The sequence below is a fragment of the Salegentibacter mishustinae genome, assembly GCF_002900095.1.
GTDB lineage: Bacteria > Bacteroidota > Bacteroidia > Flavobacteriales > Flavobacteriaceae > Salegentibacter > Salegentibacter mishustinae.
On record NZ_LLKN01000002.1, the window covers coordinates 1944008 to 1970180 of the forward strand.

The window sequence follows — 26173 nt, forward strand, 5'->3', positions numbered from 1 at the left end:
CGGTTAATAACTAACAAAAACAGCCCTCTGGAGAGGGCTGTTTTTAGTATTTTAGTAAATTTATTACTTATTTATTAAGATAAAGAACTGCCAGGGTTCTAAATCCATATTTTTATCTTCAGAAATTTCTATCGTCTCTCCCGATAGGTAATCCTCAAAATTTCCACTTAATTCTATGCTGAAATTTGTATTCTCGTCGCTCATATTAGCGATATAAATTAATTGAGCCCCATCTTTTTCTCTTCTAAAGGCAAGAACTTTCTCCTCGTCTGAAGTTTCGATTTCCTGATACGAAGCTGCATTTTTTGCTCCGTGTAAAGCCTTATTTTCGTTTTTCAGGCTTCCTAATTTTTCCATTAAAGGCCATACTTTTCCCTTTGTTTTCGGAATAGTATCTTTCTCGAAAAACAGAAGTCTTTTATCCATATCATATTCCTGCCCACTGTAAATAAGTGGTACACCGGGTAATGTATAAGTAAGCGCCAACATCGTTTCTGAAGCATCACCCATTCTTTCCTTTACGGTTCCATTCCAGGAATTTTCATCGTGATTAGTTACAAAATTCATTAAATAGTCATCTTCTTCATAAGTAGAATCTATTTTTTGCATATAAGCATCCCAATCTTTCGCAGTCTTTTTGCCCTGCGCTATTTCATTCATAATATGGTGACCTTCCCAGTTATAACCCATATCAAAAGCATTATGAAAAAGGTCTTTGTCTTCTGACTCGGCTAACATAAAAACCGGTTTTATTTCTTTTAATTGCGGAACAATACTTTCCCAGAATTCGGTTGGGACTTCCCCGGCTACATCGGCTCTAAAACCGTCTATATTATATTCTTCTACCCAAAACTTCATCTCATTGCTCATTGCCGTCCAGAGTTCCTTATTATCGTAATTAAGGTCAGCAACATCTGTCCAGCCCCAGCTTTCACCGGTATCAGGATTTAGCGGATCTACCACTTCTCCCTGCTCGTTTTGAGTGTAATAATCGGGGTTTTCTTCTATCCATTTATGATCCCAACCGGTATGGTTAGCTACCCAATCCAGGATCACGTACATATCGTTATCGTGAGCGGTTTCTACCAGTTTTTCAAAATCTTCAAAAGTTCCAAATTCAGGGTTTACATCGGTATAATCTGAAATCGCATAATAGCTCCCAAGATATTTCTCTCTTTCTTCAGGATCTTCAATATCTTCTACCGAAAGATCACCGGTTGCCTTTCTATTTTTCATAGAAATAGGATAAACAGGCATTAACCAAATCACTTTCACACCAAGTTCCTTTAACTGCGGAATATCTTGAGTAAAGGCGTTAAAAGTTCCTTCCGGAGAATACTGGCGAATATTTGCCTCGTAAATCACCGCCGACTCTAAAGCGTCGTTAGAAACCGGTGCGATTGCCTGTTCTTTTTCTTTTTGTTCTGGCTGCTCTTTTTGTTCGTTTTCCTTACAGGAAAACAAGGCCGTAAAAGCCAACAGCATTATTAATGTTTTTTTCATTTTTATTTATTTGATATTTGATTGGTATTCTTTTTTTAACGTCATCCTGAATTTATTTCAGGATCTAACATTTTCGAATATAATATCATACTAGAAACTGAAACAAGTTCAGGATGACCTATCAAGATTTATTTATTCCATTTTAGTTGTAAAAAAGTAAACACCTTCTTCTGTTAATTCCAATGAGTCTTCCCACTGAAATGTTTCTTCGGAAATCAAATTTTTAAAGGTTTCTCCTTTTAAATTTAATTCGCTGAAACGCTCCAGCTCTAAAGTAACCGCTTCTTCATTTTTATTTAGAATAAGTACCACAACCTCATCTCCTGCTTTTCTGGTAATTAGATACGTACCATCTTCCGGAGCAAAATGCTTGGTTTCCCCTGAATGAATGGCCTCGCTATTTTTACGATAATTCATCACTTTTTTTACGAATTCCTGCATCTCAGCTTTTTCTTCTGAAAGTCCTTCACCGGTAAAAGCATTTACTTCGTTATCGTCCCAACCACCTGGAAATTCGGTTCTAATTAAACCGTGATCGCCAGGGTTTTCGGTATCATCCATTAAAATTTCTGTGCCGTAGTACATTTGGAAAATTCTTGGCAAAATGGCCATATAAGCTACGGTCATTTTGGTTTTAGCTACGTCTTCTCCAAGTTGGGTATAGATTCGGCTTTTATCGTGATTATCAGGGAAAATCATAATATTTTCAGGATCGGCATACGCGAAATCGTTAGCCAAGCCCTCGTAAATTTCTACAAGACCGGTACCCCAGGATTCTTCGGCTTTTAAACCGGTTACAATTTTATTCTGCATCGCAAAATCCATCGTAGATTTCAGGTTAGAATCATAACCATTATCTACACCATCCTGCCAGTAACGAATAAGTAACGGATTTAAGCTCCACTCCTCACCTACAATATTGAAATTTGGATATTCAGCCATAATTGCGCCCGCCCAATCACTCATAAATGCTTTATCGGGATATGGATAGGTATCCTGCCGAATTCCTCCTAAACCAAGAGTTTCAATCCACCAGATACTATTTTGAATAAGATATTTGGCCATAAAAGGATTTTCCTGGTTTAGATCTGGCATGGTTTCTACAAACCAGCCTTCAGTCATTCCGTTTTTATCGGTTTCTGAAGCGTATAAGTCCTGATTGGTGGTTCTACGGTGATTGGAATATACCAGATCTTCTCCATTTTCAAATTTCTCCTGGAAGTTGATCCAATTGTCAAAAGGCAAATCGTCCATCCACCAATGCTCTACGCCGGCGTGATTCGCCACCTGGTCCATAACCAGTTTTATTCCACGACCGGCAGCTTTATCTGCTAATTCTCTATATTCTTCTAAAGTTCCAAACCGGGGATCTACTTTATAAAAATCGGTCATCGCGTACCCGTGATAAGAACCCGATTTCATGTCGTTAATCACTAACGGCGAAGGCCAAATCGCGGTAAAACCCATTTCATCTATATAATCTAAATGATTGATGATCCCTCGGATATCTCCCCCGTGACGGCCATAATCATCTTCACGATCCTTCGTTTTTTCGTTTAGAAAATCGAAGCTATCATTAGATTTATCTCCATTTGCAAATCGGTCTGGTGTGATTAAATAAATCGCATCGGTATTATCAAAACCTACATATTCTGATGCAGGTTTTTCCCGACTTTTCAATTCATATTCATACACTTCTTCGGAACCGTTATCGAGTTCAAAAGTAATATCGAAGATTCCAGCTTTGGCATTTCCAATTTCCAAATCGATAAACAGGTAATTTGGGCTATCGGCTTTTTCAACATTTTCTATGCTAACATCCGGATGATCGATATTCGGGGTAGCATTTCCAATATTTTCACCGTAAACCATTAACTGGAGTTCGGTTTCTTCAAAACCCGTCCACCAGTTTGGCGGCTCTACGCGTTCTATTTGCGCAAACCCGGTTAAACCGGCGAGGAGAATTAAAGTGATTAGTATTTTTTTCATAATCTTTTGTTTTTGCTTTTTACTTAAACCTACAAGGTTTTGAAAATCTTGCAGGAATCTCTAAATCGCCAATTCCTGATTAGGCTGTACTTCAACTGATTTTCCGTTTACATTAATTTCAATAGCATTGTCGCCTTCCAGTAAGAAAACCGTTTTATCGGCAGAAACTTTTACTTTTAAGATTTGGTCTCTAAAATTCACTTTAAAGGAATAGGTTTTCCAGTCTTCGGGAATTGTAGGATTAAAAGAAAGTTGATCTTCTTTCACCCTCATTCCGCCAAAACCTTCTACAATACTCATCCAGGTCCCGGCCATACTGGTAATATGGCAGCCCTGCTCTACTTCCTTGTTATAATCATCTAAATCCAGTCTTGAAGTTCTTAAATAGAATTCGTAAGCCTGCTTTGTTCTTCCCAGAAGTGCAGCTTGAATACTATGCACACAAGGAGAAAGCGAAGACTCGTGAACGGTAATAGGTTCGTAATAGTCAAAATGTTTCTCTAGCTCTTTTTTGCTAAAATGATCTTCAAAAAAGTAGAAGCCCTGTAAAACATCAGCTTGTTTAATATAGCAGGAACGTAAAATTCTATCCCAACTCCATTTTTGGTTAATTGGCCGCTGAGATTTATCCAATTCGGCGATTGGAACGATCTCTTTATCTAAAAATCCGTCTTGCTGAAGGAAAACCTCGTGCTTTTCAGAATACGGGAAATACATATTTTCAGCAACTTCTCTCCACCTGGCCATTTCGCCTTCATTAAGCCTGGTTTTACCCATTACACGCTTATAATCTTCGGCATAAGCATCCTTAACTTTTTCAATGGTTTCCAGGCAATATTCAATACACCATTTCGCTAAATAATTAGTGTACCAATTATTGTGCACGTTATTTTCGTACTCGTTTGGCCCGGTTACACCCAGCATTACATATTTATTCTTCTGTTCGCTAAAATTCACTCTTTGCTGCCAGAATCTTGCAATTGCGATCATTACTTCCAGGCCTTTTTCAGGAATATAATCGAAATCGCCCGTGTAGCGTACATAATTATAAATGGCATAAACCATCGCGCCATTTCTATGAATTTCCTCGAAAGTAATTTCCCATTCGTTATGGCTTTCTTCTCCATTCATCGTTACCATTGGATAAAGTGCCGCGCCATTGGTAAATCCAAGTTTTTCGGCATTCTCTATGGCTTTGTCTAAATGATTATAACGATAAGTCAATAAATTCCTGGCTACCTGCTGGTCTTTGGTTGCCATATAGAATGGAATACAATAAGCCTCGGTATCCCAATATGTACTTCCGCCATATTTCTCGCCGGTAAAGCCTTTCGGGCCAATATTTAATCGCTCGTCTTTTCCTAAATACGTTTGATTTAGCTGAAAAATATTAAAGCGAATTCCCTGTTGGGCTTTTACATCCCCTTCAATAGTAATATCGGCCATTTCCCAAATTTTCTCCCAGGCTTCTTTTTGCTCCTGAAGCAATTTGGAAAACCCTGCTTTAGTGGCGTAATCTAATATTTTACTAGCCGCATCTACCAAATCTGCACGTTTATGGTTCATATCGGTTACGTAACCGGCGTATTTTCTAAGGCTTACTTTTTGTCCTTTTTCAGCTTTAATTGAATAGGAAAAAGTAAGTTTATCTTCGGTTTTCGTTTCAGTAAAATCTACATCTTGTTTTTGTCCATTTAGCAAAACTTCAGATTGCATATAGGTATTCACATGAAATTCGGTTTTTAGGGTTTTAGAAAGTACAAAACCTTTGTCATCTTCAGATTTCACTTCTAAAGTCTTCCAAAAACGTTCTTCCCAGTTGGCATCGGTATTCGTGATTCCGCCATCTAAATAAGGCTCAAAACGAATCTCAGCATCGCTGTTCAAAACTTCAATTTCAAAATCTATTGCGCCAAGTTCATCTTCAATTATAGAAAGAAAGCGCGTAGCTTTTACCGAAATTTCGATATCGTTTGGAAGCGTAGCTACAAAACTGCGGCGGTGAAAACCTTCTTTCATATTAAGCTCACGCTTAAAATCTTCAACTTTTTTACAGGTAAAAAGATCTAAGGCTTCATCGTTTACAAAAACGTTTATCCCAATCCAGTTGGGTGCGTTAAGCACTTTTGCGAAATATTCTGGATAGCCGTTTTTCCACCAGCCAACTTTAGTCTTATCGGGATAATAAACCCCGCCAATATAGCTTCCCTGGAAACTTGGCCCGGAATAGTTCTCTTCAAAATTGGCTCGCTGGCCCATAACGCCGTTACCTATACTAAAAAGGCTTTCAGACGATTTTACGCGTTCTACATCAAATCCTTCTTCTAGAATGGACCACTCGTTAGGTTGTATATAATCTTGGTTCATTGCTTTATTTCTGTCTCGTTTCTAATTAAATAACACCGGCACTAGGCCGTAAGGTGCAAATTCTAATATTTAAAAATCTTACTTAGTGAGTAATTTCTTTATAAATTCTATATCAATTTCGGTGAAATCGGTAAACACATAATCGGCTTCGCCCAGTGTTTTTTGTTCTCCAATTCCTATACTTATCATCTTTGCATTATTTGCGGCCTGCACTCCTGCAACCGAATCTTCAAATACAATACTGTTTTCGGGTTTTATATTTAATTTATTAGCAGCGATAAGAAAAACCTCTGGATCGGGTTTTGCTTTACTTACATCTGTCCCATCCACTATCGCATCAAACTTATCCAGTAAGTTGACTTTTTTTAGAATATTTCGCGCATTTTTACTTGCCGATCCTAAAGCGAAAGGAACATTATTTTCAACTAAATAATCAATTACTTTTTGAACACCGGGTAAAATTTCGTCTTCGTCCATTTTAGCAACATAAGAGAGGTAATTTTCATTTTTTAGCGCCATTTGGCGTTTAAACTCTGTTTTAGAAAGTTCAAGTTCTCCCCAGTCTAATATTTTCTTTAATGAGTCTTCGCGACTTACACCTTTAAGCTGCTCGTTTTGCTCTTCGGTAAAATCGAAGCCCAAGTCATTGGCCAGTTTTCGCCAGGCCAAAAAATGGAACTTTGCGGTATCTACAATTACCCCGTCTAAATCGAATATTACTCCTTTATTTGTCTCCATCATTTCAAATTATCTCTCTATCTGTTTAATATGTAGTATTATTATTTGCCAATAGAACTTTCATCCTATTTTATACTGTCACTTCGAGTGATTCCGACTATTACCGAGAAGTTCTCGATATATTTTGTTTTCACTGTTTTTCATTAAGTCTCCTCGAACTACCATTGTTATGCTTTAACGGGTTCGTCTACATCGTCTATTCTAAAAGTAAGTATAGCGGCGATTAGAAAAGCAATTCCGCTGGTAACTAAAGCGTAGATTGGGTTTCCATCGTAAAGATATTTTACCATTAACCCGCCAACAAGTGCATTTACAATTTGCGGAATCACAATAAAAAAGTTGAAGATCCCCATATAAACTCCCATTTTTTTCGGGGGAATTGATCCTGCTAGAATTGCGTAGGGCATTGCCAGGATACTGGCCCAACCAATACCAATAGCGAACATGGAAAGTAGTAGCCAATATTCATTCGGCATTATATAAATGGAAAGCATTCCCAGCGCGCCAATAAAAAGCGACAAAATATGTGTGCTTTTTCTTCCAATTCTTAAGGCAATAGCCGGAAGAAAAAAGGCAAAAACCGCTGAAACAGCATTGTAAACCCCGAAAAGTACACCAACCCAGTCGCCGGCATCCTGATAGGTTTCACTGCTACTATCTGAAAGTGGTAATCCATAAATATGATGGGCAATTGCGGGAGTTGAGAATACCCACATTCCAAAAAGCCCGAACCAGGAAAAGAATTGTACCCAGCTAAGCTGCCGCATAGTATGAGGCATTTTAGCAAAATCTGAAAAGATATCCAGCAAACTGGATTTTTCCTTTTCATCGACCGGTTCTTCAACATGGTCGTCCATCTTTTCCAGTTCTTCGGGAGAATATTCTTTGGTTGTAATTACCGTTACTAAAATACTCCCCACCAAAATAACTGCTCCAATTACAAATGAAAGTAGCAAGTTTAATGGAACTTCCCCTACTACCGCTCTGTTGCTAATATCAAACCAATTGGTCAACACATAAGGCAACCAAGAACCAATTACGGCTCCAATTCCTATTAAAACAGTTTGTACACTAAAGCCAAGGGTTCTTTGATCTGAAGGTAATTTATCTGCTACCAGGGCACGAAAAGGTTCCATAGCCACATTAAAGGAAGCATCCATTATAAAGAGCATCCCGGCACCCACCCAAAGGGAAGGCAAAATAGCAATGAACCAATCGGCATTAGGCATTAAAACTAAGCCTATAGCCGCTAAAATTGCTCCAGTTAGAAAGAATGGTCGCCTACGGCCAAGGCTGGTCCAGGTTCTATCGCTGTAATAGCCAATAATAGGCTGAACGATTAAACCGGTAACCGGCGCCACTAACCAAAACCACGAAAGTTCGTGAATATCGGCACCAAAAATTTGTAAAATTCTACTTGCGTTGGCATTTTGGAGTGCAAACCCCATCTGAATTCCAAGAAAACCAAAACTCATGTTCCAGATCTCCCAGAAACTTAATCTACGTTTTTGCATATCGTACAATTAACGTTTACGATAAGCGTAAGGCTTATCAAAACTTATTTTAGATAGGAAGTAAAAATATAAGTTCTGATAAAATAATTAAGCTGGGGGTAAATATATGCAAAATTTTAAAGCTGAGACTTCAAAATTACTCGATAATCGAGATTTAAATACTAAAAGAATTGTTTCAACAAGCTAAAACATCACTTATTAGCCCGTAAGTTGGATTCCAGCTCAATTATAATTTGGTGGAATTTCTTTCTATTAAACTCGTTTCTACAATTACGGTCTTATAAGATTCCTCCTCTTCCGGTTTTCTTTCCAATTTATCAATTAATAAGCGAGCAGCTTCGGCTCCCATTCGCTCTCCATGCTGACTCACCGTGGTAAGACTCGGGATAAAACGTTTAGAAAGCTCTCCGTCTGTAAAGCCAATTACCGAAACATCGTCAGGCACTTTTAATCCTTTTTCCTGAACGGCCTTTATGGCGTGAATGGCAAAATGTTCGTTTACGGCAAACACCGCATCCAAGTCATTTTTATTAATAAAATCTTTTATTTCGGCCTCGCTGTGGTCCATATCCTCTATTTTAAGAATAAGATTTTCATCAATTTCAACGTTATTTTCTCTTAAAATCTCAAGATACCCACGGGTTCTTAGCTTTCCTACACTAACATAATCTACGGTAGAAACCAGACCTATTTTTTTTGCTCCTTTATCTATTAGGTATTGCACCGCTTTTTTAGCACCAATTACATCGTCTATAATTACTTTATCGCAATGAACCTCATCTATCACACGATCAAATAAAACCAGCGGCATTCCCTGGTTAGTCACTTCGGTAAGGTGATGGTAATCTTCTTTTTGAAGGGTCTCTTTAGCCATAGACATAATAAACCCATCTGTACTACCATTGGCCAGCAGCTCCATATTAAGCACTTCTTTATCGAAAGAGTTATTAGAGAGACATACAATTACATTATAACCTTTTTCGTTGGCCACTTGCTCAACTCCGCTAATCACTGTAGTAAAGAAATAATGAACTATCTCAGGAATAATTATTCCAATAGTTTTTGTCTTTCGGTTTTTGAGACTTAAAGCAATATTATTAGGCCTATAGTTATAAAGTTTCGCAAAAGCTTTGATTTTTTTCTTGGTCTCCTCTCCAATTTCAGAGCTATCCCTTAATGCTTTCGAAACCGTAGAAATTGAAACATCTAATTCTCTTGCAATTTGCTTTAAAGTTAATTTTGGCCTCATATAAAACTATTATTTAGAAATAACCGAAGTATTATTTTTAAGATGTCGTAAAAATACCATAAAAATTACGCGAAACCCTTAAAATACAAAAGTTTTCAACACTCAAACGTTTTCGCAAAATAGTGTTAACGAAGATCCTATTTCATCACATTCTATTTACATACATTTAACCTCAGGAAGTAAAAATATAAGCTTAATTTTTAGTAAAAATCAATAGAAAAATTTATGAAAACACTATTTAAAAGCACGTTGATGTTGCTCTTTATGCTGCCAATGAGCTTTTTTGCACAGGAAACCGTGAGCGGTGTTGTTAGCGAAAGCGCAACCGGTCTTCCGATTCCGGGCGCAAACGTTATTGTTAAAGGAACAACTAATGGTGCCGTTACAGATTTTGATGGTAATTATACCATTACTAATGTAAGCGAAGACGACATTCTTGTCTTTTCGTTCCTGGGTTTTGCTACAGAGGAAATTCCATTTGCAGGACAGGAAACTTTAGATGTTCAACTAGACGAAGATCAGGCTACTTTAGAAGAAGTAGTGCTTATTGGTTATGGTAGTACCTCAGAACAGGATGCTACTGGATCTGTAGAAAAGATTTCTTCGGAAAGCTTTAACCAGGGAGCAGTAGTTTCACCAGAACAATTAATTGCAGGTAAATCGGCCGGGGTTAGAATTACTCCCGGAAGCGGTGAACCAGGTAGTGGATCTGAAATTAGAATTCGTGGAGGTTCTTCTCTTTCAGGGAATAACTCGCCGCTTATTGTAGTAGACGGGATTCCATTAGACCAAAGAGGAGTTCAGGGTGTAAGAAACCAGTTGAATTCTATTAACCCTAATGAAATTGAAGATTTTATAGTTTTAAAAGATGCCGCAGCAACTTCTATTTACGGTTCAAGGGCTTCTAACGGGGTTATTTTAATTACCACTAAGAAAGGTAAAAAGGATAGTCCTCTTTCTTTAACTTATGATCTTAAAGTTTCTGCCGGAAGAATTATCGATAAAGTGGATGTTCTTAACGCAGAGCAATTCAGAACCTTAATTGAAAACACTCCGGGTACAGATCCTTCTTTATTAGGAGATACCAGCACCGACTGGCAGGACCAAATTTACCAAACTTCTGTAGGAGCAATTCATAACTTTACAGCAACACAAGGTTTCGAGAATTTCTCTTACCGTGTTAATTTTAACCACACTTCTCAAACAGGGGTTTTAAAAACCGATGTTTACGAAAGAAATGCGTTAAACATAGCTCTTAATCAGGATTTGTTTGATAATCACTTAAAATTGACCTTGTCTTCTAAAGGGATCGTAGATGAAAACCGTTTTGCTGATCAAGGTGCTATTGGCTCTGCTGTAGCTTTTGATCCTACGCAGCCGGTTTACCAGGAGGGAAGTTATTTTGATGGATATTATGAATTCACTACCTCTCCACAACAACAGCAAATACAGGCTACACGTAATCCATTAGCGCTTTTAGAGCAATTAGATGGACGTGGTACTACTAAGAGAAATATCACAAACTTAAATGCTGAATATAAATTTCATTTTCTTCCGGAATTGAAATTTAATGTAAATGCTGGTTTTGATTATTCAGAAAATGATGGTTACAATAGAAGACCTTTAACTTCTGCAGCAAATAACCAGGATATTGCTTATTTTGAAGACTATGGTGGATTCAACAGAAATACACTGCTTGATTTCTATTTCAACTATAAAAATGATATAGATTTTCTAAACACCGAACTTGATCTTACTGCAGGTCATTCTTACCAGGAATTCTATATTACCAGTAAAAGAATTGAAACGATCTCTAACGATATCCAGGATTTCCCTAGAGAAACCAATCGTAATGCTTTAGAATCTTATTTTGCAAGAGCCAGTTTTGATATTGCCGACAAATATTTGGTTTCAGGTAGTGTGAGACGTGATGGTTCTTCAAGATTTGGAGGAGACAATAAATGGAGTATTTTCCCTGCAGTTTCTGTAGGTTGGAAATTACAGAATGAAAATTTCCTTTCGACTTCTAATGTAATAAACCAGTTGAAACTTCGTGCAGGTTACGGGGTTACAGGGAACCAGGAAATTGGACCTAACTATGGTTACTTCGGGGTTTACAATCCTAGTGTAGGTGGAGTGCGTTACCAGTTTGGTAATCAATTCTATAATACTTTACGTCCTGAAGCTTTTGACTCTGACTTGAAATGGGAAGAATTAAAAACTTATAACGTTGGTATTGACTATGGTTTATTCAACAATAGGATTTCAGGTACGGTAGAAGCTTATTACCGTGAAACCGAAGATCTTTTAGCAACAGTACCGGTACCGGCAGGTGCTAACCTTACTGACCTTTTGGTTACTAACGTTGGTAGTACAGTAAGTAAAGGTTTAGAGTTTGCAATTAACGGTGCTATTATTCAGCAGGAAGATTTTAACTGGGATGTAAATTATAACATCACTTTCCAGGACCTGGAGATCACCAACCTTACTTTAGGTGAGAACCCAGATTTTGAAATTCCACAAGGTGGAATAAGCGGAGGTGTTGGTAACAACATTCAGCTTTGGAAAGAAGGTTACGATCCTACAACTTTTAATGTGTTCCGCCAGGTTTACAATGAAGATGGGCAGCCAATTGAAGGGGCATATGTAGATGTAAATGGTGATAACGAAATTACTGAAGAAGATCGTGTTCCTTACAAAAAGGCCACCCCAGATTACTTTATGGGTCTAACCAATACTGTAAACTATAAAAACTTTGATTTCAGCTTTACCTTCAGAGGTAACTTTGGGAATTACATGTATAACAACACGCAGTCTGGAAACGGTTTTGTTGGAGCAGGTACGGTAACACCGCAACCTTACTATTCTAATTTTAACAGTAATGTTTTAGAAAGTAACTTCAACAACAACCAGTTCTTTTCAGATTATTACATCCAGAGTGCAGATTTCGTGAAACTAGACAACATCTCTGTAGGATATTTATTCCCGGGAGAAGATTTAGATGTTAGAACTTCACTAACCGCTACCAATGTATGGACCATAACCAACTACGAAGGTTTAGATCCTGAAATTGCTAACGGTATTGACAATAATTTTTATCCAAGATCAACTACAGTAGTACTTGGCTTAAATCTTTCATTTTAAGAAATAATATTTAATAAATTAGTTATGTTAAAAACACTAAAACCATTCTTTATCCTTTTTATAAGCGCAGGTTTCTTCTGGGCTTGTGAAGACGATTTAGATTTGCAGCCTGAAGATAACAGGCTCACGGCAGAAACTACTTTTGAAGATCCAGAATCTTACAAGCAGTTTTTAGCTAAACTTTATGCCGGTCTTGCGGTTAGTGGCCAGGAAGGCCCCGCCGGAGATCCAGACCTTATAGGTCTTGACGAAGGTTTCTCCCAGTATTTAAGATTATACTGGTCTATGCAGGAACTTACTACAGATGAAGCTGTAATTGGCTGGAACGATGGAACTATTCAGGATCTACACGGTCAAAACTGGACTGCAGGAAACGAGTTTATTAGAACTATGTATTCTAGAATTATGTACCAGGTGGCTTTAACCAACGAATTCTTAAGGCAGAGTACACCAGAGCTTTTAGAATCCAGAGGCCTTGCTGCTGAAGAAAGAGAGAATATTGCTCGTTACAGAGCAGAAGCTAGATTCTTAAGAGCTTTACATTATTACCACGCTTTAGATCTATTTGGTAACGTACCATTTGTAACCGAAGAGGATCCTGTTGGAGCTTTTCTTCCGCAGCAAATTCAAAGACCCGAGTTATTTGATTATGTAGAAAGCGAACTTCTAGCCATAGAAAGTGAAATTGTTAGCGCAAATTCTAATGAATATGGTCGTGCAGACCAGGCTGCAGTTTGGATGTTACTTTCTAAACTTTATCTAAATGCTGAAGTTTATACCGGTGAAGGTCACTATACTGAAGCTTTAGATTATTCTGAAAGAGTAATTAATGCTAATTATTCTTTAGCTGATGATTACCAGAAACTGTTCCTTGCAGATAATAACTCTAATGGAGCACAATCTGAAGTGATTTTCCCTATCACTTTTGATGGGCAACAAACTCAGTCTTATGGTGGAATGGCATTTATTATTCACGCCTCGATTGGTGGAGATATGGATCCTGAAGCTTTTGGTGTAAGCAGCGGTTGGGCCGGACTTAGAACTACTTCTGCATTAGTAGATAAATTCCCTGATGGAGCAGATTCTGAAGATAACAGAGCATTATTTTTTACTGAAGGACAAACAAAAGAAATCGAGGATATTTCCAGCTTTAACGACGGATATGCAATTACCAAATTTAAAAACGTAACTGTAGATGGAGAGCAGGGATCTGACGATACCGGAGAATTTCCAGATACCGATTTCCCAATGTTTAGACTTGCAGATGCCTACTTAATGTATGCTGAAGCACACTTAAGAGGAGGCGGTGGTAGCCAGGCGGCTGCATTAGGATATGTAAACGAATTAAGAGAGCGAGCTGATGCTGGTCAAATTGGTAGTTCAGACTTAAACCTGGACTTAATTTTAAGTGAGCGCGCCCGTGAGTTATATTGGGAAGCACATAGAAGAACAGATCTTATTAGGTTTAACCAATTTACAGAAAATGGAGTTTGGCCTTGGAAAGGTAATGTTCCACAGGGAACCACAACCCAAAGTTATAGAAACCTAATGCCTATTCCGGCTTCAGATTTAGGAGTAAACACCAACTTAGAACAAAATCCAGGATATTAATTTTTAAAAGAATTAAAATGAAGAAATTTTCAATTTTATTATTAGCATTTGTCGCGCTACTAAGTTTTAACGCGTGTACACAAGACGACGATATTGTATTCGTTGCACAACCAGACCCGGAAGGAATTCAGTTTAGCAATTCTTTGCAAAACACCTATGTGTTACCATCCGGAAATCCAGATAATCTTGCCGAAAGATTTGTTTGGAATGAAGTAGACTTTGAAGCTCCTACTACGATCTCTTACGAACTTCAGGGATCGGCCACTGAAGCTTTTGATAGTTATATGGTAATAGGAAACACTGGTAGCAATAACCTTGGTGTAACTATTGGCCAAATGCTGGATCTTGCAGAAGAAGCTGGTTTAGATAATGATCCTGAAACCGAAATGCCAAATACAGGTACCGTTTACTTTAAGGTACGTGCTTTTGCCGGTGAAGGTGAAGGAAATGCTCTAGAGGAATTTTCAGAGATCCTAAGTGTGAATGTAGAACTTCCTGAAGCTGAAGAAGAAGGTGAAGCGCCTAAAATGGAACTTTATCTTGTAGGAGATGCCACCGCAGCGGGTTGGGATCCTGCTAACAACAACACTCCTTTATTTAGAGATGGTGAAAACGAAAACATCTACTACTTCCAGGGCCGTTTTGCCGGAGGTGCAGACGTAGAAGGTTTCAAATTTTTACAAACTACAGAGTGGCAACCACAATGGGGATTATCTAATGGTGAACTTACTAATAGTGACATCTTAGGTGAAGATCCTAGTGCATTCCCGGTTGAAGATGATGCTTATTATTCATTAATGGTGAATGTTGATGAAATGACCTATACTTGGGAAGCAATAGATGAAAGCGCAGCAGATGTGCAAACAAATATTGGAATAATTGGAGATTCAACTCCTGACGGATGGGATGCTGACACCAATATGACACAATCTGAATTCAATCCTCATATCTGGTATATCCAGGGAATTGAACTAGTTGATGGTTTCGCTAAGTTTAGAGCTAATGATGCCTGGGACATAAACTGGGGGTCAGAAACTCCGGTAAGCGGACAAACCACATCTGGTGGACCAGATATTCCGGTAACCGCAGGAACTTACGATGTTTGGTTTAACACTCTTGATGGTCGTTATACTTTTATCCCACAGGTAGAAGAATAAAGACTGCATAACTTCAGGGCTGCCTGGAAGGTTCAATTACCGTCAAGCTGAACTGGTTTCAGCTTCTAACTTGTTTTGATAATCAAAAACTTAGATTCTGAAATAAATTCAGAATGACGTTCTAAAAACCTTTCAGACAGCCCTTCTTAATTCTTATTTATTATGAAAAAAACTAAAATTTTATTTCCTTTTCTTTTTAGCCTGCTATTAGTAATATCAGGTTGCTCTAAAGATGATGACGAAGTTGTTGATGGAACCGATGATATTACCGGTGGAGAAGAACCGGAAGTACCTACCCCACAAGATCCTGAAGCCTTAGACCTTTCCCAATATTCCAGCGGGCAAAAAGTAATGATGCAAACTTTCTACTGGGATGTAGAACCTCGCTTTGAATGGTGGAATAACCTTTCAGATAAAGTTGAAGGCTGGGCAGATGCCGGGATAGATAGAATATGGCTTCCCGTCGCTACCAAAGGTCAGTCTGGCGGTTACTCCATGGGTTACGACCCTTCAGATTATTTCGATTTTGGAGAATACGATCAGCATGGGACTGTTCCTACACGTTTTGGAACTCGCGAAGAGTTGGAAAATCTTATTGCTAAATCTCACGATCTGGGCTTAGAGGTTATAGCAGATATCGTATTAAACCATAATTCGGGCGGCGGCCTGGAATACAATCCTTATCGCGAAAAGGATACCTATACCCTATTCAACGAAGAAAATGGAAACGCCTCAGGGATGTTCAATAGAAACTACGAGCATTTTCATCCAAATGATGTGAGCCAAAGCGATGAGGGCGATCTTTTCTTTTCTGAACAGGATGTGGATCACGATGTTCCTTATGTGCAGGGCTGGCTGTGGAAGAATGAGAATTCTGTCGCGAAATATTACAAAAATGAAATGGGCTTTGACGGCTGGCGATTTGATTACGTAAAAGGTTTTGGAACCTGGGTAATTGAAGACTGGATGAACGAAGTTGGCGGATTTGCCGTTGGAGAAAATTTTGATGGAAATGCAGATGTTCTTGTAGATTGGGTTGATGCCACCGGAGTTTCAGCTTTCGATTTTGCCGCTTTCTATAAAATGGAAGAAGCTTTTGATCGCTTTGACGACCTAAATTATTTAGACGGAAATACACTTCGTAAGATTAATCCCGACAAAGCAGTGACTTTTGTAGCGAATCATGACACCGAAAAAGACGAAAATGAAGACAATCGCATTGCAACAGAAAATAAAATGAAGGCTTATGCATATATTTTAACACACGATGGATATCCCACAATTTTCTACTCAGATTACGAAAATGAAGCTTTCAACGAAGAAATCAAACAGTTAATCGAGATTCATAACAGTCTGGCTGTGGGTGATGTACAAGTACTTCATGTAGATAATGACGAATATTTAATGAAAAGAGAAGGGAATGCTGAAAACCCCGGATTAATTCTATATATTAGCACCGGAAGTACTACCAAGCGTAGAAACGTTCAAACTAATTGGAATAACGTTACCCTGTTAGATTACAGTGGCAACTCAACATACACCCCTACCTCCGATGAAAACGGAATGGTAACAATTGAAGCTCCGGCGAATGGATATTCAATATATTCCATCACGAAATAGGTTTTATTTTGAATTTTCATAGGTGTTAATTCAAAGACTGGCTGGTTGTTAATTCAACCAGCCTCTTTTTTTTATACTAATTCGACTTTTACTCTTCAAAATAAGTTCGATTAACTCCAATTTTTCACTGCTTTCAGACTTAGATATCTTCTACAATTTTTGCGAATTCAATCGAAAAATATTCGAGAATTACCGGTGTTATCTATAGAAAATAGTCTTCTCTACTTCAGCTTCAGCAATTTACTCCTGCACAAACTTTAATTCTATTTTTTTACAAATTTGTCAACTTTTGAATGTTGATAAATTCTTATTTATCTGATATTAAGCTTATTAACAATTTTTGTTTGATAACTTTTTTTAACAAGATTTTATATTCTTGTACTTCTTTGTCTATATTTACATTCCGCTTGAAACAGTTACTAATCCAAAATCTAAAATTAATATGGGTGTGAACACTACTACCGCCGCTCCTAAGACGTATAGCCAGGATGAGGCTTTTAAAGCTTCCCTGGAGTATTTTAAAGGAGATGATTTAGCCGCACGGGTGTGGGTAAATAAGTATGCGCTTAAAGATTCCCAGGGGAATATTTATGAGCTTACGCCAAACGATATGCATCGTAGAATTGCAAAAGAAATTTCCCGTGTAGAGCAACGCTACCCAAACCCCATGAGTGAAGATGAGGTTTTTGACCTTATTAAAGACTTTAAATATATTGTCCCTCAAGGTAGCCCAATGGCCGGTATAGGTAACCCTTACCAAATTGCCTCTCTTTCTAACTGTTTTGTAATTGGTAACGATGGCGATTCAGATTCTTATGGAGGGATCATGAAAATAGACCAGGAACAGGTACAGCTTATGAAACGCCGTGGTGGTGTTGGGCATGACCTTTCCCACATTCGCCCAAAAGGTTCTGCAGTAAAGAACTCTGCCCTTACCTCTACCGGTATTGTTCCTTTTATGGAACGTTACTCCAACTCAACTCGCGAAGTTGCGCAGGATGGGCGTCGTGGAGCGCTTATGCTCTCAGTTTCTATCAATCACCCAGATTCTGAAGATTTTATAGATGCAAAAATGGAGCAGGGAAAAGTAACCGGTGCCAATGTATCAGTAAGAATTGATGACGAATTTATGCGTTCGGTTAAAGAAGACCGGAATTACGTTCAGAAATATCCTATTTTTAGCGAAAACCCAAAGAAAACCAGAGAAATTGAAGCTAATAAGCTTTGGAAAAAAATAGTACATAACGCCTGGAAATCGGCTGAGCCGGGAATTCTTTTCTGGGATACCGTAATTAACGAGTCGGTGCCAGATTGTTATGCAGATCTTGGTTACAAAACGGTTTCTACCAACCCTTGTGGTGAGATTCCGCTTTGTCCTTACGATTCATGTAGGCTGTTAGCTATTAACTTATTTTCTTACGTAGAAAATCCGTTTACTAAAGAAGCTTCTTTCAATTTCGAACTTTTCAAAAAACATATTGCCGCTGCACAGCGCATTATGGACGATATCATTGACCTTGAATTAGAAAAAATTGATGCAATTCTTGCTAAAATTGAAGCAGATCCTGAAGGAGATGAAATTAAAGGTGTAGAATATAATCTTTGGAAGAACATTCAAACTAAAGCAAAAGAAGGTAGAAGAACCGGAATTGGTATCACTGCTGAAGGCGACATGCTTGCCGCTTTAGGTATTAAATACGGAAGTGATGAAGGTGTAGATTTTTCAGTAAAAATCCATAAGCACATCGCTATTGAAGCTTACAGAGCTTCAGTTTATGCAGCAAAAGAAAGAGGAGCTTTCGCAATTTTTGATTCAGAAAGAGAAAAAGAAAATCCTTTTATCCTTCGACTTAAAGAGGCCGATGAAAAATTGTATTACGATATGCTGGAATATGGCCGCCGTAATATTGCTCTACTTACCATTGCCCCAACAGGAACTACCAGTTTAATGACGCAAACCAGTTCTGGAATTGAACCGGTATTTATGCCTGTTTACAAGCGAAGAAGAAAAGTAAATCCTAACGATAAAGATTCTCGTGTAGATTTTGTAGATGAAGTTGGCGATTCCTGGGAAGAATACGTGGTTTTCCACCACCGATTTAAAGAATGGATGAAGGTTAACGGCCACGAAATTACCGATGATTATACACAAGCCGAATTAGACAAGCTTGTAAAAGCTTCTCCTTATTACAAAGCCACTTCTAACGATGTAGATTGGTTGAGTAAAGTAAGAATGCAGGGAGCGGTACAAAAATGGGTAGATCACTCTATTAGTGTGACCATTAATTTACCAAATGACGCTACCGAAGAATTGGTTGGTCAACTATATTTAGAAGCCTGGCAAGCGGGTTGTAAAGGTGTTACCGTGTATCGCGATGGTTCTCGATCTGGAGTTCTAATTTCTAACGATGAGAAAAAAGAGGAAGCTGAAGAAGAAAACAATACACCATTCCCAACTACGCGTCCGCAAAGCTTAACCGCAGATGTGGTTCGTTTCCAGAATAACAAAGACAAATGGATCGCTTTTATTGGTTTAATAGACGATAGACCTTACGAGATCTTTACCGGTTTTGCAGATGATGAAGAAGGAATTCTACTTCCACGCTGGGTGACTGAAGGGACAATTATTAAAGCCAGAAATGAAGATGGAACTTCTCGTTACGATTTCCAATATGAAAACAAACGAGGTTACAAAACAACCATAGAAGGCTTATCCCATAAATTCAACCCTGAGTATTGGAACTATGCAAAATTGATCTCAACAACGCTTAGACACGGGATGCCAATTGAAAAGGTAGTAGATTTAATAAGCAGTCTACAGTTAGACAGTGAATCTATAAACACCTGGAAAAACGGAGTTGCCAGAGCGCTAAAACGCTTTATCGCCGATGGTACCGTTGCCAAGAAACAAAAATGTACCAATTGTAACTCATCTAATCTTATCTATCAGGAAGGCTGCCTTACCTGTCAGGATTGCGGCTCTTCCAAATGTGGATAGTCTCTTGTTTAGATTAGATAAAAAATGCCTTTTGAAAATTTCAAAAGGCATTTTTGTTTTTAGGAAGGAAATATTTTAACTCGTCATTCTGAATTCATTTCAGAATCTATGATGCTAGCAATTAAAAACAAGTTAGAAGTTGAAACATCCCGAAGCTTCGGGACAGCTTGACAAATGAAGTTTTTTCAAACCGCCTTTTTTATTTTATTATTCCAAACTCACCGAATTAATGCCCACTCCGTGCGGATTTTCCAGCTCACTATCTTGGATTCCCGGGCCGATTGAAAATTGCAAGGCTTCAACATTTTCTAATTCAAAATTTCCGGCGTAAGAATGTTCGAAATAATAGGGTAAAAATGAAGGATAAGGTCTTGGTAAACTCACCGTTTTAACCGGTTTTAAAGCAGAAATATCAATTTTATATGTGTTGGTTTCCTGGTCAAGATCTAATGTAGTTCCAAAGGCCGCTCCGTTTTTCATCACCAAAGCAATTTGAAGTTTATCTGTGCTTTCAGTTAATGCTCTGGCTTTGATTACAAGACTATCTTTAGATTCCAATTCAGCTTTTCTACCTGCAATTTTTCTATTGAAATTATACCTAAAAGAGTAATCGTAAATTGGCTCTGCCGCAGGGTTTTCAACATCTTTCTCAAAGAGTTTTTCCACTTTTACCCGGTATTCTGCTTCACCCGTATTATCAGTTGGCACTAGGTTATTTCCAGGGTTCCACTCACCTACTACATAATCTTCGTCTTCTGAAGCGATAAAAATAAAAAGCGGCTTGGTCTCTTTTACAATCCGGGTAGTAAATACCTTTTCTGAATGAAAATCCCAATCTTCAGGGCTGCCTGAAACTTCTCCGGGAAAAGTTACTTTTTCTTTATTAGTAGTTACAATAATTCGATATTCTAAAAAGCCATTTTTCAACATACTTTCCGGAATTTCTGCCGAATAATTATAAGCGTTCTTATTCTTAAGCTCAATAGCTTTATAAGTATTCCCGTTTTGCAGCCAGGCTTCTACTTTTTCTATTTCTTTATCTGAAACGACCTCCGCAGTAATTTCTGCTGAAGAATTCTCGGTAAGTTCTTTGATAGGTTCGTGCAACACATAAGTTTGCGCTACGGTACTTTTCGGAGCGGTAAACTCTTCCAACTCGAACCTTAAATTTATATCTGAACTTTTATCAAATTCGGCTCCTTTATTTTTTAGCAAATAAGTTCCAGGACGAATTTTAAAGGATTTCCCTTTAACTTTAGGTGTAAACTCATTGTCTTTATTTAAAGCTTCCAGGCTGAAGTTTTCATTTAAACCAGGAAGATCTAAACTCATTTCCCATTCGTTCCATTTGATCACCGCCACGGTTTTTTCAAGGCTGTTACTTCCAAAAGGATTATCTATCAAAATAGCATCAGGCATTACTTCCAATCGCCAAACTTCGTCTTCTAATTTATCGAGAAAATAGGCGCCTTTTCCTTCATATTTTATCACTTCAGAATTGCCAAAACCAGCAACTTGCCTGAGGTTTTTTAAGGATTTTGGCTGAATTTTATTCGTATTGGTATAAATAAATTTTTCTTCAGAATTCAATACCGCGAGATCCTTTTCATAATCGATTTTAAAATCCTGAAATTCCAGGTTTTTTGGATAAACACCGAAATCACTATTTACAGGAACCTGATGAAAAACTTCTCCGGCGATCATTAAGGCCAGGGCCTTTTGGGGAGTGTAGGCCAGGTTCATATAATGCGTATTGTATTCGGTATTTCCGAATGCCAGATAAGTGGGATCGTAAGCGAAGTGAGTTCCTATCTGGATTCCGGCTTCCCGAAAACTTCTAGCCATTGCCGGATAGATATAAGATTTCATAACATCGGCAGCATCAAATTCGTAAACCAATTTCGCCGCGTTATTTTCTTCAATTACATTATTAAACGGAATCTGATAATCGTTTACATTAGGCAAAAGATTGCCTTCCAGTTCCTTTTGAAATCCTAATCCTGTTGGGTACCACTGGAAAGTTCCGCCGTCTATTCCAGCATCAAAATAAGATTCGGCTAGGTGAATACTATGGCTTACATTATAGAAAATTGGTTTCTTAGAACCGGTGCTTTTCATAGCCGAAACCATTTTTTCTATAAATTCCTGCACTTCTTCAGGCTCTCCTTTATGGTGCGGTTCGTTGCTAATTTCAAAAGCAATAAGGTTTGGCTCATTTTTATAAGCCACCCCCGTATAAGGATTCACATGATTTAGAAATTGTGCCAGATAATTTTCCTGAGCTTTAATAGCGCCAGGGTCAGTTAAGCTTCCTGCTTTTCCGTATTTATTGGAAAATCCGGGAGTATCCTCATCGGGCTCCGGCCAGCCATTTCCCCAATAAGCAATGGGCGTGATCACGAAATTTATATCACGTTCCTTTAGTTTCTTCAGTAAATAATCAAATAGTTCAAGATGTTCATTTTCCAGAAGATTACCTTCTTCATCACTAATTTCAGTATCCCAAACGTGAATTCGGTAAAGATCAAAGCCTAATCTTGAAAAATGATAAACATCTTTATCTATAGCTTCTTTTAGATCTACATTCAATTTCTGCCCGCTGCGATAAGCATGTGCAAAAGGCACCGAATAATTGACTCCAAAACCTTTGACTTCTTCGTTGTTCTGACCCCAGCGCATAAAGCCCTTATCATCTACGTAAACATTTTCTTTTTCCTGGGCCTGTCCGAAAAAAGTTACGAGACTAATTAACAGGCTTAAATAAAAAATCTTCTTCATAAATAATTTTTATACATCGCAAATTTTAATCGCTTTTTGAAGCGAATCAATCTCGTCTGGATTGGTAGGAATAAACTCTTGTGCAACAAAACCTTCAAAACCCGTCTCCACAATAGCTTTCATAATTGCAGGATAGAAAAGTTCCTGGGAATCATCAATCTCATTTCTCCCCGGAACTCCGGCGGTATGGTAATGATTAATATGCTTATGGTGTTTTTTAATCGTGGCAATTATATCCCCTTCCATCACCTGCATATGGTATATATCATATAGTAATTTAAAGTTATCGGCTCCCATTTCTTCAGCCAGGGCCACACCCCATTCGGTATGGTCTGCCATATAATCTGGATGATCAACTTTGCTGTTCAGTAACTCCATTACAAGAGTTACATTTTTCTTTTTTGCGTATTTAAGTAAGGATTTTAAACCTTTCGAGCAATTTTTAATTCCGGTCTGCTCGTCCATTCCGCGGCGATTTCCGGAGAAAACAATTACGTTTTTTATATTATGCTTTGAAGCTTTATCAATTAAACCTCTGTATTTTTCCTGAAGAACTTTATGATTTTTAGGTTCATTAAAACCATTTTGGATATCGGCGAAAACATCTGTAGCCATTGAACAAACCAACCCATATTTTTCAACGGTCTCCCATTCTGAAGGTTTTAGAAGATCTATCGCATGAATTCCCATATTCGCGCAGGTTCTGGCAAATTGGTCTAAAGGAATATCCTGAAAGCACCAACGACAGACCGAATGCTTAATATTATTCTTTTGGCTTGCCGGCAGGGAATTTTCATCTATATAATTCATAGCGGCAAAAGAAGATGCCACGCCACCAATACTCAAAATTCCTGAACCTATGGCAATACTCTTTAAAGCATCCCTTCTTGAAAACTTCTTATTCATAATTGTTGATTTTTAGGTTGGTCAAAATTTTTAGGAAGTAACTAGATACAGTGGAATCTCCACTGCTGGGTGTCTAACTTATTCCTATCGCTTTACGATAAGTTAAGCGATTTCGATAAACGTAAATTTTACAATTATTATTTAGAAAAAAAACTTTTCGGCTATAATTTTTTAGTTTTTTCTTAACATTAGTTCCGAAATGGAAAACTATTATTAAGCGATTTCAAAATTATATCCTGACTCCAGAAGTTTTTGGTAGTTTTTATAATCAAATTTATAGAGGAAGGCCCCCCGGCGGGAAGTAGACTTATCTTTTTCATCTAATTTCACCAGAACTTTTAAAGACAGCACTTTTTTACGAAAGTTTCTTGCGTCCAGTTCCTTTTGATAAATAGCTTCGTAAAATTGTTGTAGTTGTGGTAATGTAAATTTCTCCGGCAGTAATTCAAAACCAATAGGTTTATACCTTGCTTCGCGTTTTATGCGCCCCAAGGCATCATTTACCATCTGGTTATGATCTAAAACTAAATTTGGCAATGCATCAATCTCATACCAGTGCGCCCCGTGCTTTTCTACCAGTTCTTTGTTGTATGCTTCTAACCTGATAAGTGCATATTGAGCAATAGAAATTGTACGATATCCCGGATCTCTTTCAGCTTTTCCATAGCTTTTTAGTTCTTCCATAAATACGCGCTCCAAACCGGTAATCTCGCTTAGAACACGTTTTGCCGCCTGATCTACATCTTCATCTAAGTTTACAAAACTTCCTATTAAGGACCAGGAATCTTTAAGAGGTTCAACCCGTCTTTTAAAGATTAATAGCTTGAGTTTTCCTTCATCAAAACCAAAGATAATACAGTCGGTAGCGACATACATCTTGTCGTTCTTACTGTAATAATCTAAAGCATGTTCAGGCATAAAAATAGAAAATCGAAATAAAATTAATCAGAACTTACTGGGCAAAATAAGCATAGATAAAAACTACCAACACAACGATTCCAAGGCCAACCGGTTTTACAAGTTTCCAGGGTTGAATATCAACCTGCCTGGTATAATCTAAAATAAAAGGTTCCATTCTCGGTTTCCATTTGCCAATCACCAACATAATGATCACATTCAACACAAATAAAATAGCCATTACGTGAAGATAGTGTGGCAAAGCATCTTCTCCCACAACAAAGTATTTAAGGCCTAGATAAATGAGATAGAAACCAACACCACTAAAAATTGCAACTTTAGCAGCGATTGCCGGAATTCTTTTAGTAAGGTAACCTACAATAACGATTGTAAGAATAGGAATACTATAACTACCATTTACTTCCTGCAAATAGCCAAAAAGACCTTGTGGTGCATTAGCAATAAAAGGGGCAATAAGCATAGCTCCAATGGCCAGGAAAATACCAAAGCGTTTTCCTTGTTTTACCACTTTAGCCTCACTGGCTTCGGGATTAAAATATTGTTTATAAATATCTATTCCGAAAAGGGTAACAGAGCTGTTTAAAGCCGAATTAAAAGAACTTAAGATCGCGCCAAAAAGAACGGCAGCGAAGAATCCTGTTAGCACCGGTGGAAGCACTGCATTTACAAGTGCCGGATAGGCCTGATCGGCATTTTCCAGGTCTCCCTGAAACATATGCCAGGCAATAATCCCCGGTAAAACCACGATTATTGGTCCCAAAATCTTTATAAAAGCTGCCAGCATTAAGCCTTTCTGTCCTTCCCGAAGGTTTTTAGCAGCTAATGCCCGCTGAATAATCGCCTGGTTGGTTCCCCAATAAAACAACTGTACCAGCATCATCCCTGTAAATATTGTGGAAAAAGGTACTGAAGCATCTGGGCCACCTATAGAATTAAATTTTTCAGGATTAGCATCTACTAAAGTTTCCAGGCCATTTATAATTCCTCCATCTCCAATAGCCATAAGTCCGAATACTGGAATTAGTAAACCTCCTATCAACAGACCAATCGCGTTAATCGTATCTGATACCGCAACTGCTTTTAAACCGCCAAAAATAGCATAAATAGACCCGATAATCCCAATTCCCCACACGGTTAACCATAAGGCTGTGCTTGAACTTACATTCAACATTTCAGGAATACCGAACATGGTGCTAATCGCCAATGCTCCAGAATATAGCACGATAGGCAGAAAAATAATCATATATCCAGATAGGAATAGCGCCGAAACCAGGGTTTTAGTTCCTTTATCGAATCGCTTTTCCAGGAATTGCGGTACAGTGGTTAAACCTCCCTTTAAATAGCGTGGTAATAAGAATAGTGCGGTAATGACTATGGCAATGGCAGCAAGGGTTTCCCAGGCCATTACTAAAATACCTTCACTAAAAGCCTGGCCGTTTAATCCTACAATTTGTTCAGTAGATAAATTGGTTAACAAAACCGAACCTGCAATAACTCCTGCAGTTAAGCTTCTTCCCCCTAAAAAATATCCATCACTAGTACTTTCATCAGTTTTTCGGGTTGCCATATAGGCAATTACAGCTACCAAAAGCGTGAAACCAACGAATGATAAAATTCCAACCATAGCTTAATATAAAATTTTGTTAAATATAAAATTTTAATCGGGAGTTACTGCCTCATT

The 26173-nt window shown here is 38.0% G+C and carries 15 protein-coding genes; 5 read left to right on the forward strand and 10 right to left on the reverse strand.

Annotation, left to right across the window (positions count from 1 at the left end):
- Positions 1-63: 63 nt before the first annotated feature.
- The 6 genes from APB85_RS11680 to APB85_RS11705 all read right to left on the reverse strand — a co-directional run bounded on the left by APB85_RS11680 (position 64) and on the right by APB85_RS11705 (position 9360).
- Positions 64-1503 (reverse strand): alpha-amylase family glycosyl hydrolase, encoded by a 1440-nt coding sequence (locus APB85_RS11680; protein WP_057481542.1) that lies wholly within the window; start codon positions 1501-1503, stop codon positions 64-66.
- Between the two features lie 132 nt (positions 1504-1635).
- On the reverse strand, positions 1636-3492 hold the full coding sequence (locus APB85_RS11685; protein ID WP_057481541.1) for a glycoside hydrolase family 13 protein: 1857 nt from the start codon (positions 3490-3492) through the stop codon (positions 1636-1638).
- A 60-nt stretch (positions 3493-3552) separates the two neighbouring features.
- Positions 3553-5859: a glycoside hydrolase family 65 protein gene (locus APB85_RS11690; protein WP_057481540.1), complete on the reverse strand. Its 2307-nt coding sequence runs from the start codon at positions 5857-5859 to the stop codon at positions 3553-3555.
- A 78-nt stretch (positions 5860-5937) separates the two neighbouring features.
- On the reverse strand, positions 5938-6597 hold the full coding sequence (gene pgmB / locus APB85_RS11695; RefSeq protein WP_057481539.1) for a beta-phosphoglucomutase: 660 nt from the start codon (positions 6595-6597) through the stop codon (positions 5938-5940).
- Positions 6598-6764: 167 nt separating this feature from the next.
- Complete coding sequence (locus APB85_RS11700; RefSeq protein ID WP_057481849.1) at positions 6765-8111, reverse strand: MFS transporter; 1347 nt, start codon at positions 8109-8111, stop codon at positions 6765-6767.
- 226 nt (positions 8112-8337) lie between these two features.
- Positions 8338-9360, reverse strand: a complete 1023-nt coding sequence (locus tag APB85_RS11705; RefSeq protein ID WP_057481538.1) for a LacI family DNA-binding transcriptional regulator — start codon at positions 9358-9360, stop codon at positions 8338-8340.
- 225 nt (positions 9361-9585) lie between these two features.
- On the opposite strand from APB85_RS11705, the gene APB85_RS11710 reads away from it, so the two are divergent.
- The 5 genes from APB85_RS11710 (at position 9586) to APB85_RS11730 (ending at position 19890) form a co-directional block, all read left to right on the forward strand.
- Entirely contained in the window at positions 9586-12504 is a 2919-nt protein-coding gene (locus tag APB85_RS11710) for a SusC/RagA family TonB-linked outer membrane protein (protein ID WP_057481537.1), read from the forward strand.
- 24 nt (positions 12505-12528) lie between these two features.
- On the forward strand, positions 12529-14115 hold the full coding sequence (locus tag APB85_RS11715; protein ID WP_057481536.1) for a RagB/SusD family nutrient uptake outer membrane protein: 1587 nt from the start codon (positions 12529-12531) through the stop codon (positions 14113-14115).
- Positions 14116-14132: 17 nt separating this feature from the next.
- Positions 14133-15272: a SusF/SusE family outer membrane protein gene (locus tag APB85_RS11720; RefSeq protein WP_057481535.1), complete on the forward strand. Its 1140-nt coding sequence runs from the start codon at positions 14133-14135 to the stop codon at positions 15270-15272.
- A 162-nt stretch (positions 15273-15434) separates the two neighbouring features.
- Positions 15435-16892 (forward strand): alpha-amylase, encoded by a 1458-nt coding sequence (locus APB85_RS11725; protein ID WP_057481534.1) that lies wholly within the window; start codon positions 15435-15437, stop codon positions 16890-16892.
- Positions 16893-17334: 442 nt separating this feature from the next.
- Positions 17335-19890 (forward strand): adenosylcobalamin-dependent ribonucleoside-diphosphate reductase, encoded by a 2556-nt coding sequence (locus APB85_RS11730; protein ID WP_057481848.1) that lies wholly within the window; start codon positions 17335-17337, stop codon positions 19888-19890.
- 207 nt (positions 19891-20097) lie between these two features.
- Here APB85_RS11730 and APB85_RS11735 read toward each other — a convergent pair whose 3' ends face one another.
- The 4 genes from APB85_RS11735 to APB85_RS11750 form a co-directional block, all read right to left on the reverse strand.
- Complete coding sequence (locus APB85_RS11735; RefSeq protein ID WP_057481533.1) at positions 20098-22668, reverse strand: glycoside hydrolase family 5 protein; 2571 nt, start codon at positions 22666-22668, stop codon at positions 20098-20100.
- Between the two features lie 9 nt (positions 22669-22677).
- Positions 22678-23574, reverse strand: coding sequence for a hydroxypyruvate isomerase family protein (locus APB85_RS11740; protein WP_057481532.1), 897 nt, complete (start codon positions 23572-23574; stop codon positions 22678-22680).
- Positions 23575-23787: 213 nt separating this feature from the next.
- On the reverse strand, positions 23788-24492 hold the full coding sequence (locus APB85_RS11745; protein ID WP_057481531.1) for an NUDIX hydrolase: 705 nt from the start codon (positions 24490-24492) through the stop codon (positions 23788-23790).
- A gap of 34 nt (positions 24493-24526) precedes the next feature.
- Complete coding sequence (locus APB85_RS11750) at positions 24527-26116, reverse strand: solute:sodium symporter family transporter (protein WP_057481530.1); 1590 nt, start codon at positions 26114-26116, stop codon at positions 24527-24529.
- Positions 26117-26173 lie beyond the last annotated feature (57 nt).

Coding starts and splice junctions, on each gene's coding strand:
- APB85_RS11680 (WP_057481542.1), bottom strand. CDS start 1,503: ATGAAAAAAACATTAATAATGCTGTTGGCTTTTACGGCCTTGTTTTCC.
- APB85_RS11685 (WP_057481541.1), bottom strand. CDS start 3,492: ATGAAAAAAATACTAATCACTTTAATTCTCCTCGCCGGTTTAACCGGG.
- APB85_RS11690 (WP_057481540.1), bottom strand. CDS start 5,859: ATGAACCAAGATTATATACAACCTAACGAGTGGTCCATTCTAGAAGAA.
- pgmB (WP_057481539.1), bottom strand. CDS start 6,597: ATGGAGACAAATAAAGGAGTAATATTCGATTTAGACGGGGTAATTGTA.
- APB85_RS11700 (WP_057481849.1), bottom strand. CDS start 8,111: ATGCAAAAACGTAGATTAAGTTTCTGGGAGATCTGGAACATGAGTTTT.
- APB85_RS11705 (WP_057481538.1), bottom strand. CDS start 9,360: ATGAGGCCAAAATTAACTTTAAAGCAAATTGCAAGAGAATTAGATGTT.
- APB85_RS11710 (WP_057481537.1), top strand. CDS start 9,586: ATGAAAACACTATTTAAAAGCACGTTGATGTTGCTCTTTATGCTGCCA.
- APB85_RS11715 (WP_057481536.1), top strand. CDS start 12,529: ATGTTAAAAACACTAAAACCATTCTTTATCCTTTTTATAAGCGCAGGT.
- APB85_RS11720 (WP_057481535.1), top strand. CDS start 14,133: ATGAAGAAATTTTCAATTTTATTATTAGCATTTGTCGCGCTACTAAGT.
- APB85_RS11725 (WP_057481534.1), top strand. CDS start 15,435: ATGAAAAAAACTAAAATTTTATTTCCTTTTCTTTTTAGCCTGCTATTA.
- APB85_RS11730 (WP_057481848.1), top strand. CDS start 17,335: ATGGGTGTGAACACTACTACCGCCGCTCCTAAGACGTATAGCCAGGAT.
- APB85_RS11735 (WP_057481533.1), bottom strand. CDS start 22,668: ATGAAGAAGATTTTTTATTTAAGCCTGTTAATTAGTCTCGTAACTTTT.
- APB85_RS11740 (WP_057481532.1), bottom strand. CDS start 23,574: ATGAATAAGAAGTTTTCAAGAAGGGATGCTTTAAAGAGTATTGCCATA.
- APB85_RS11745 (WP_057481531.1), bottom strand. CDS start 24,492: ATGCCTGAACATGCTTTAGATTATTACAGTAAGAACGACAAGATGTAT.
- APB85_RS11750 (WP_057481530.1), bottom strand. CDS start 26,116: ATGGTTGGAATTTTATCATTCGTTGGTTTCACGCTTTTGGTAGCTGTA.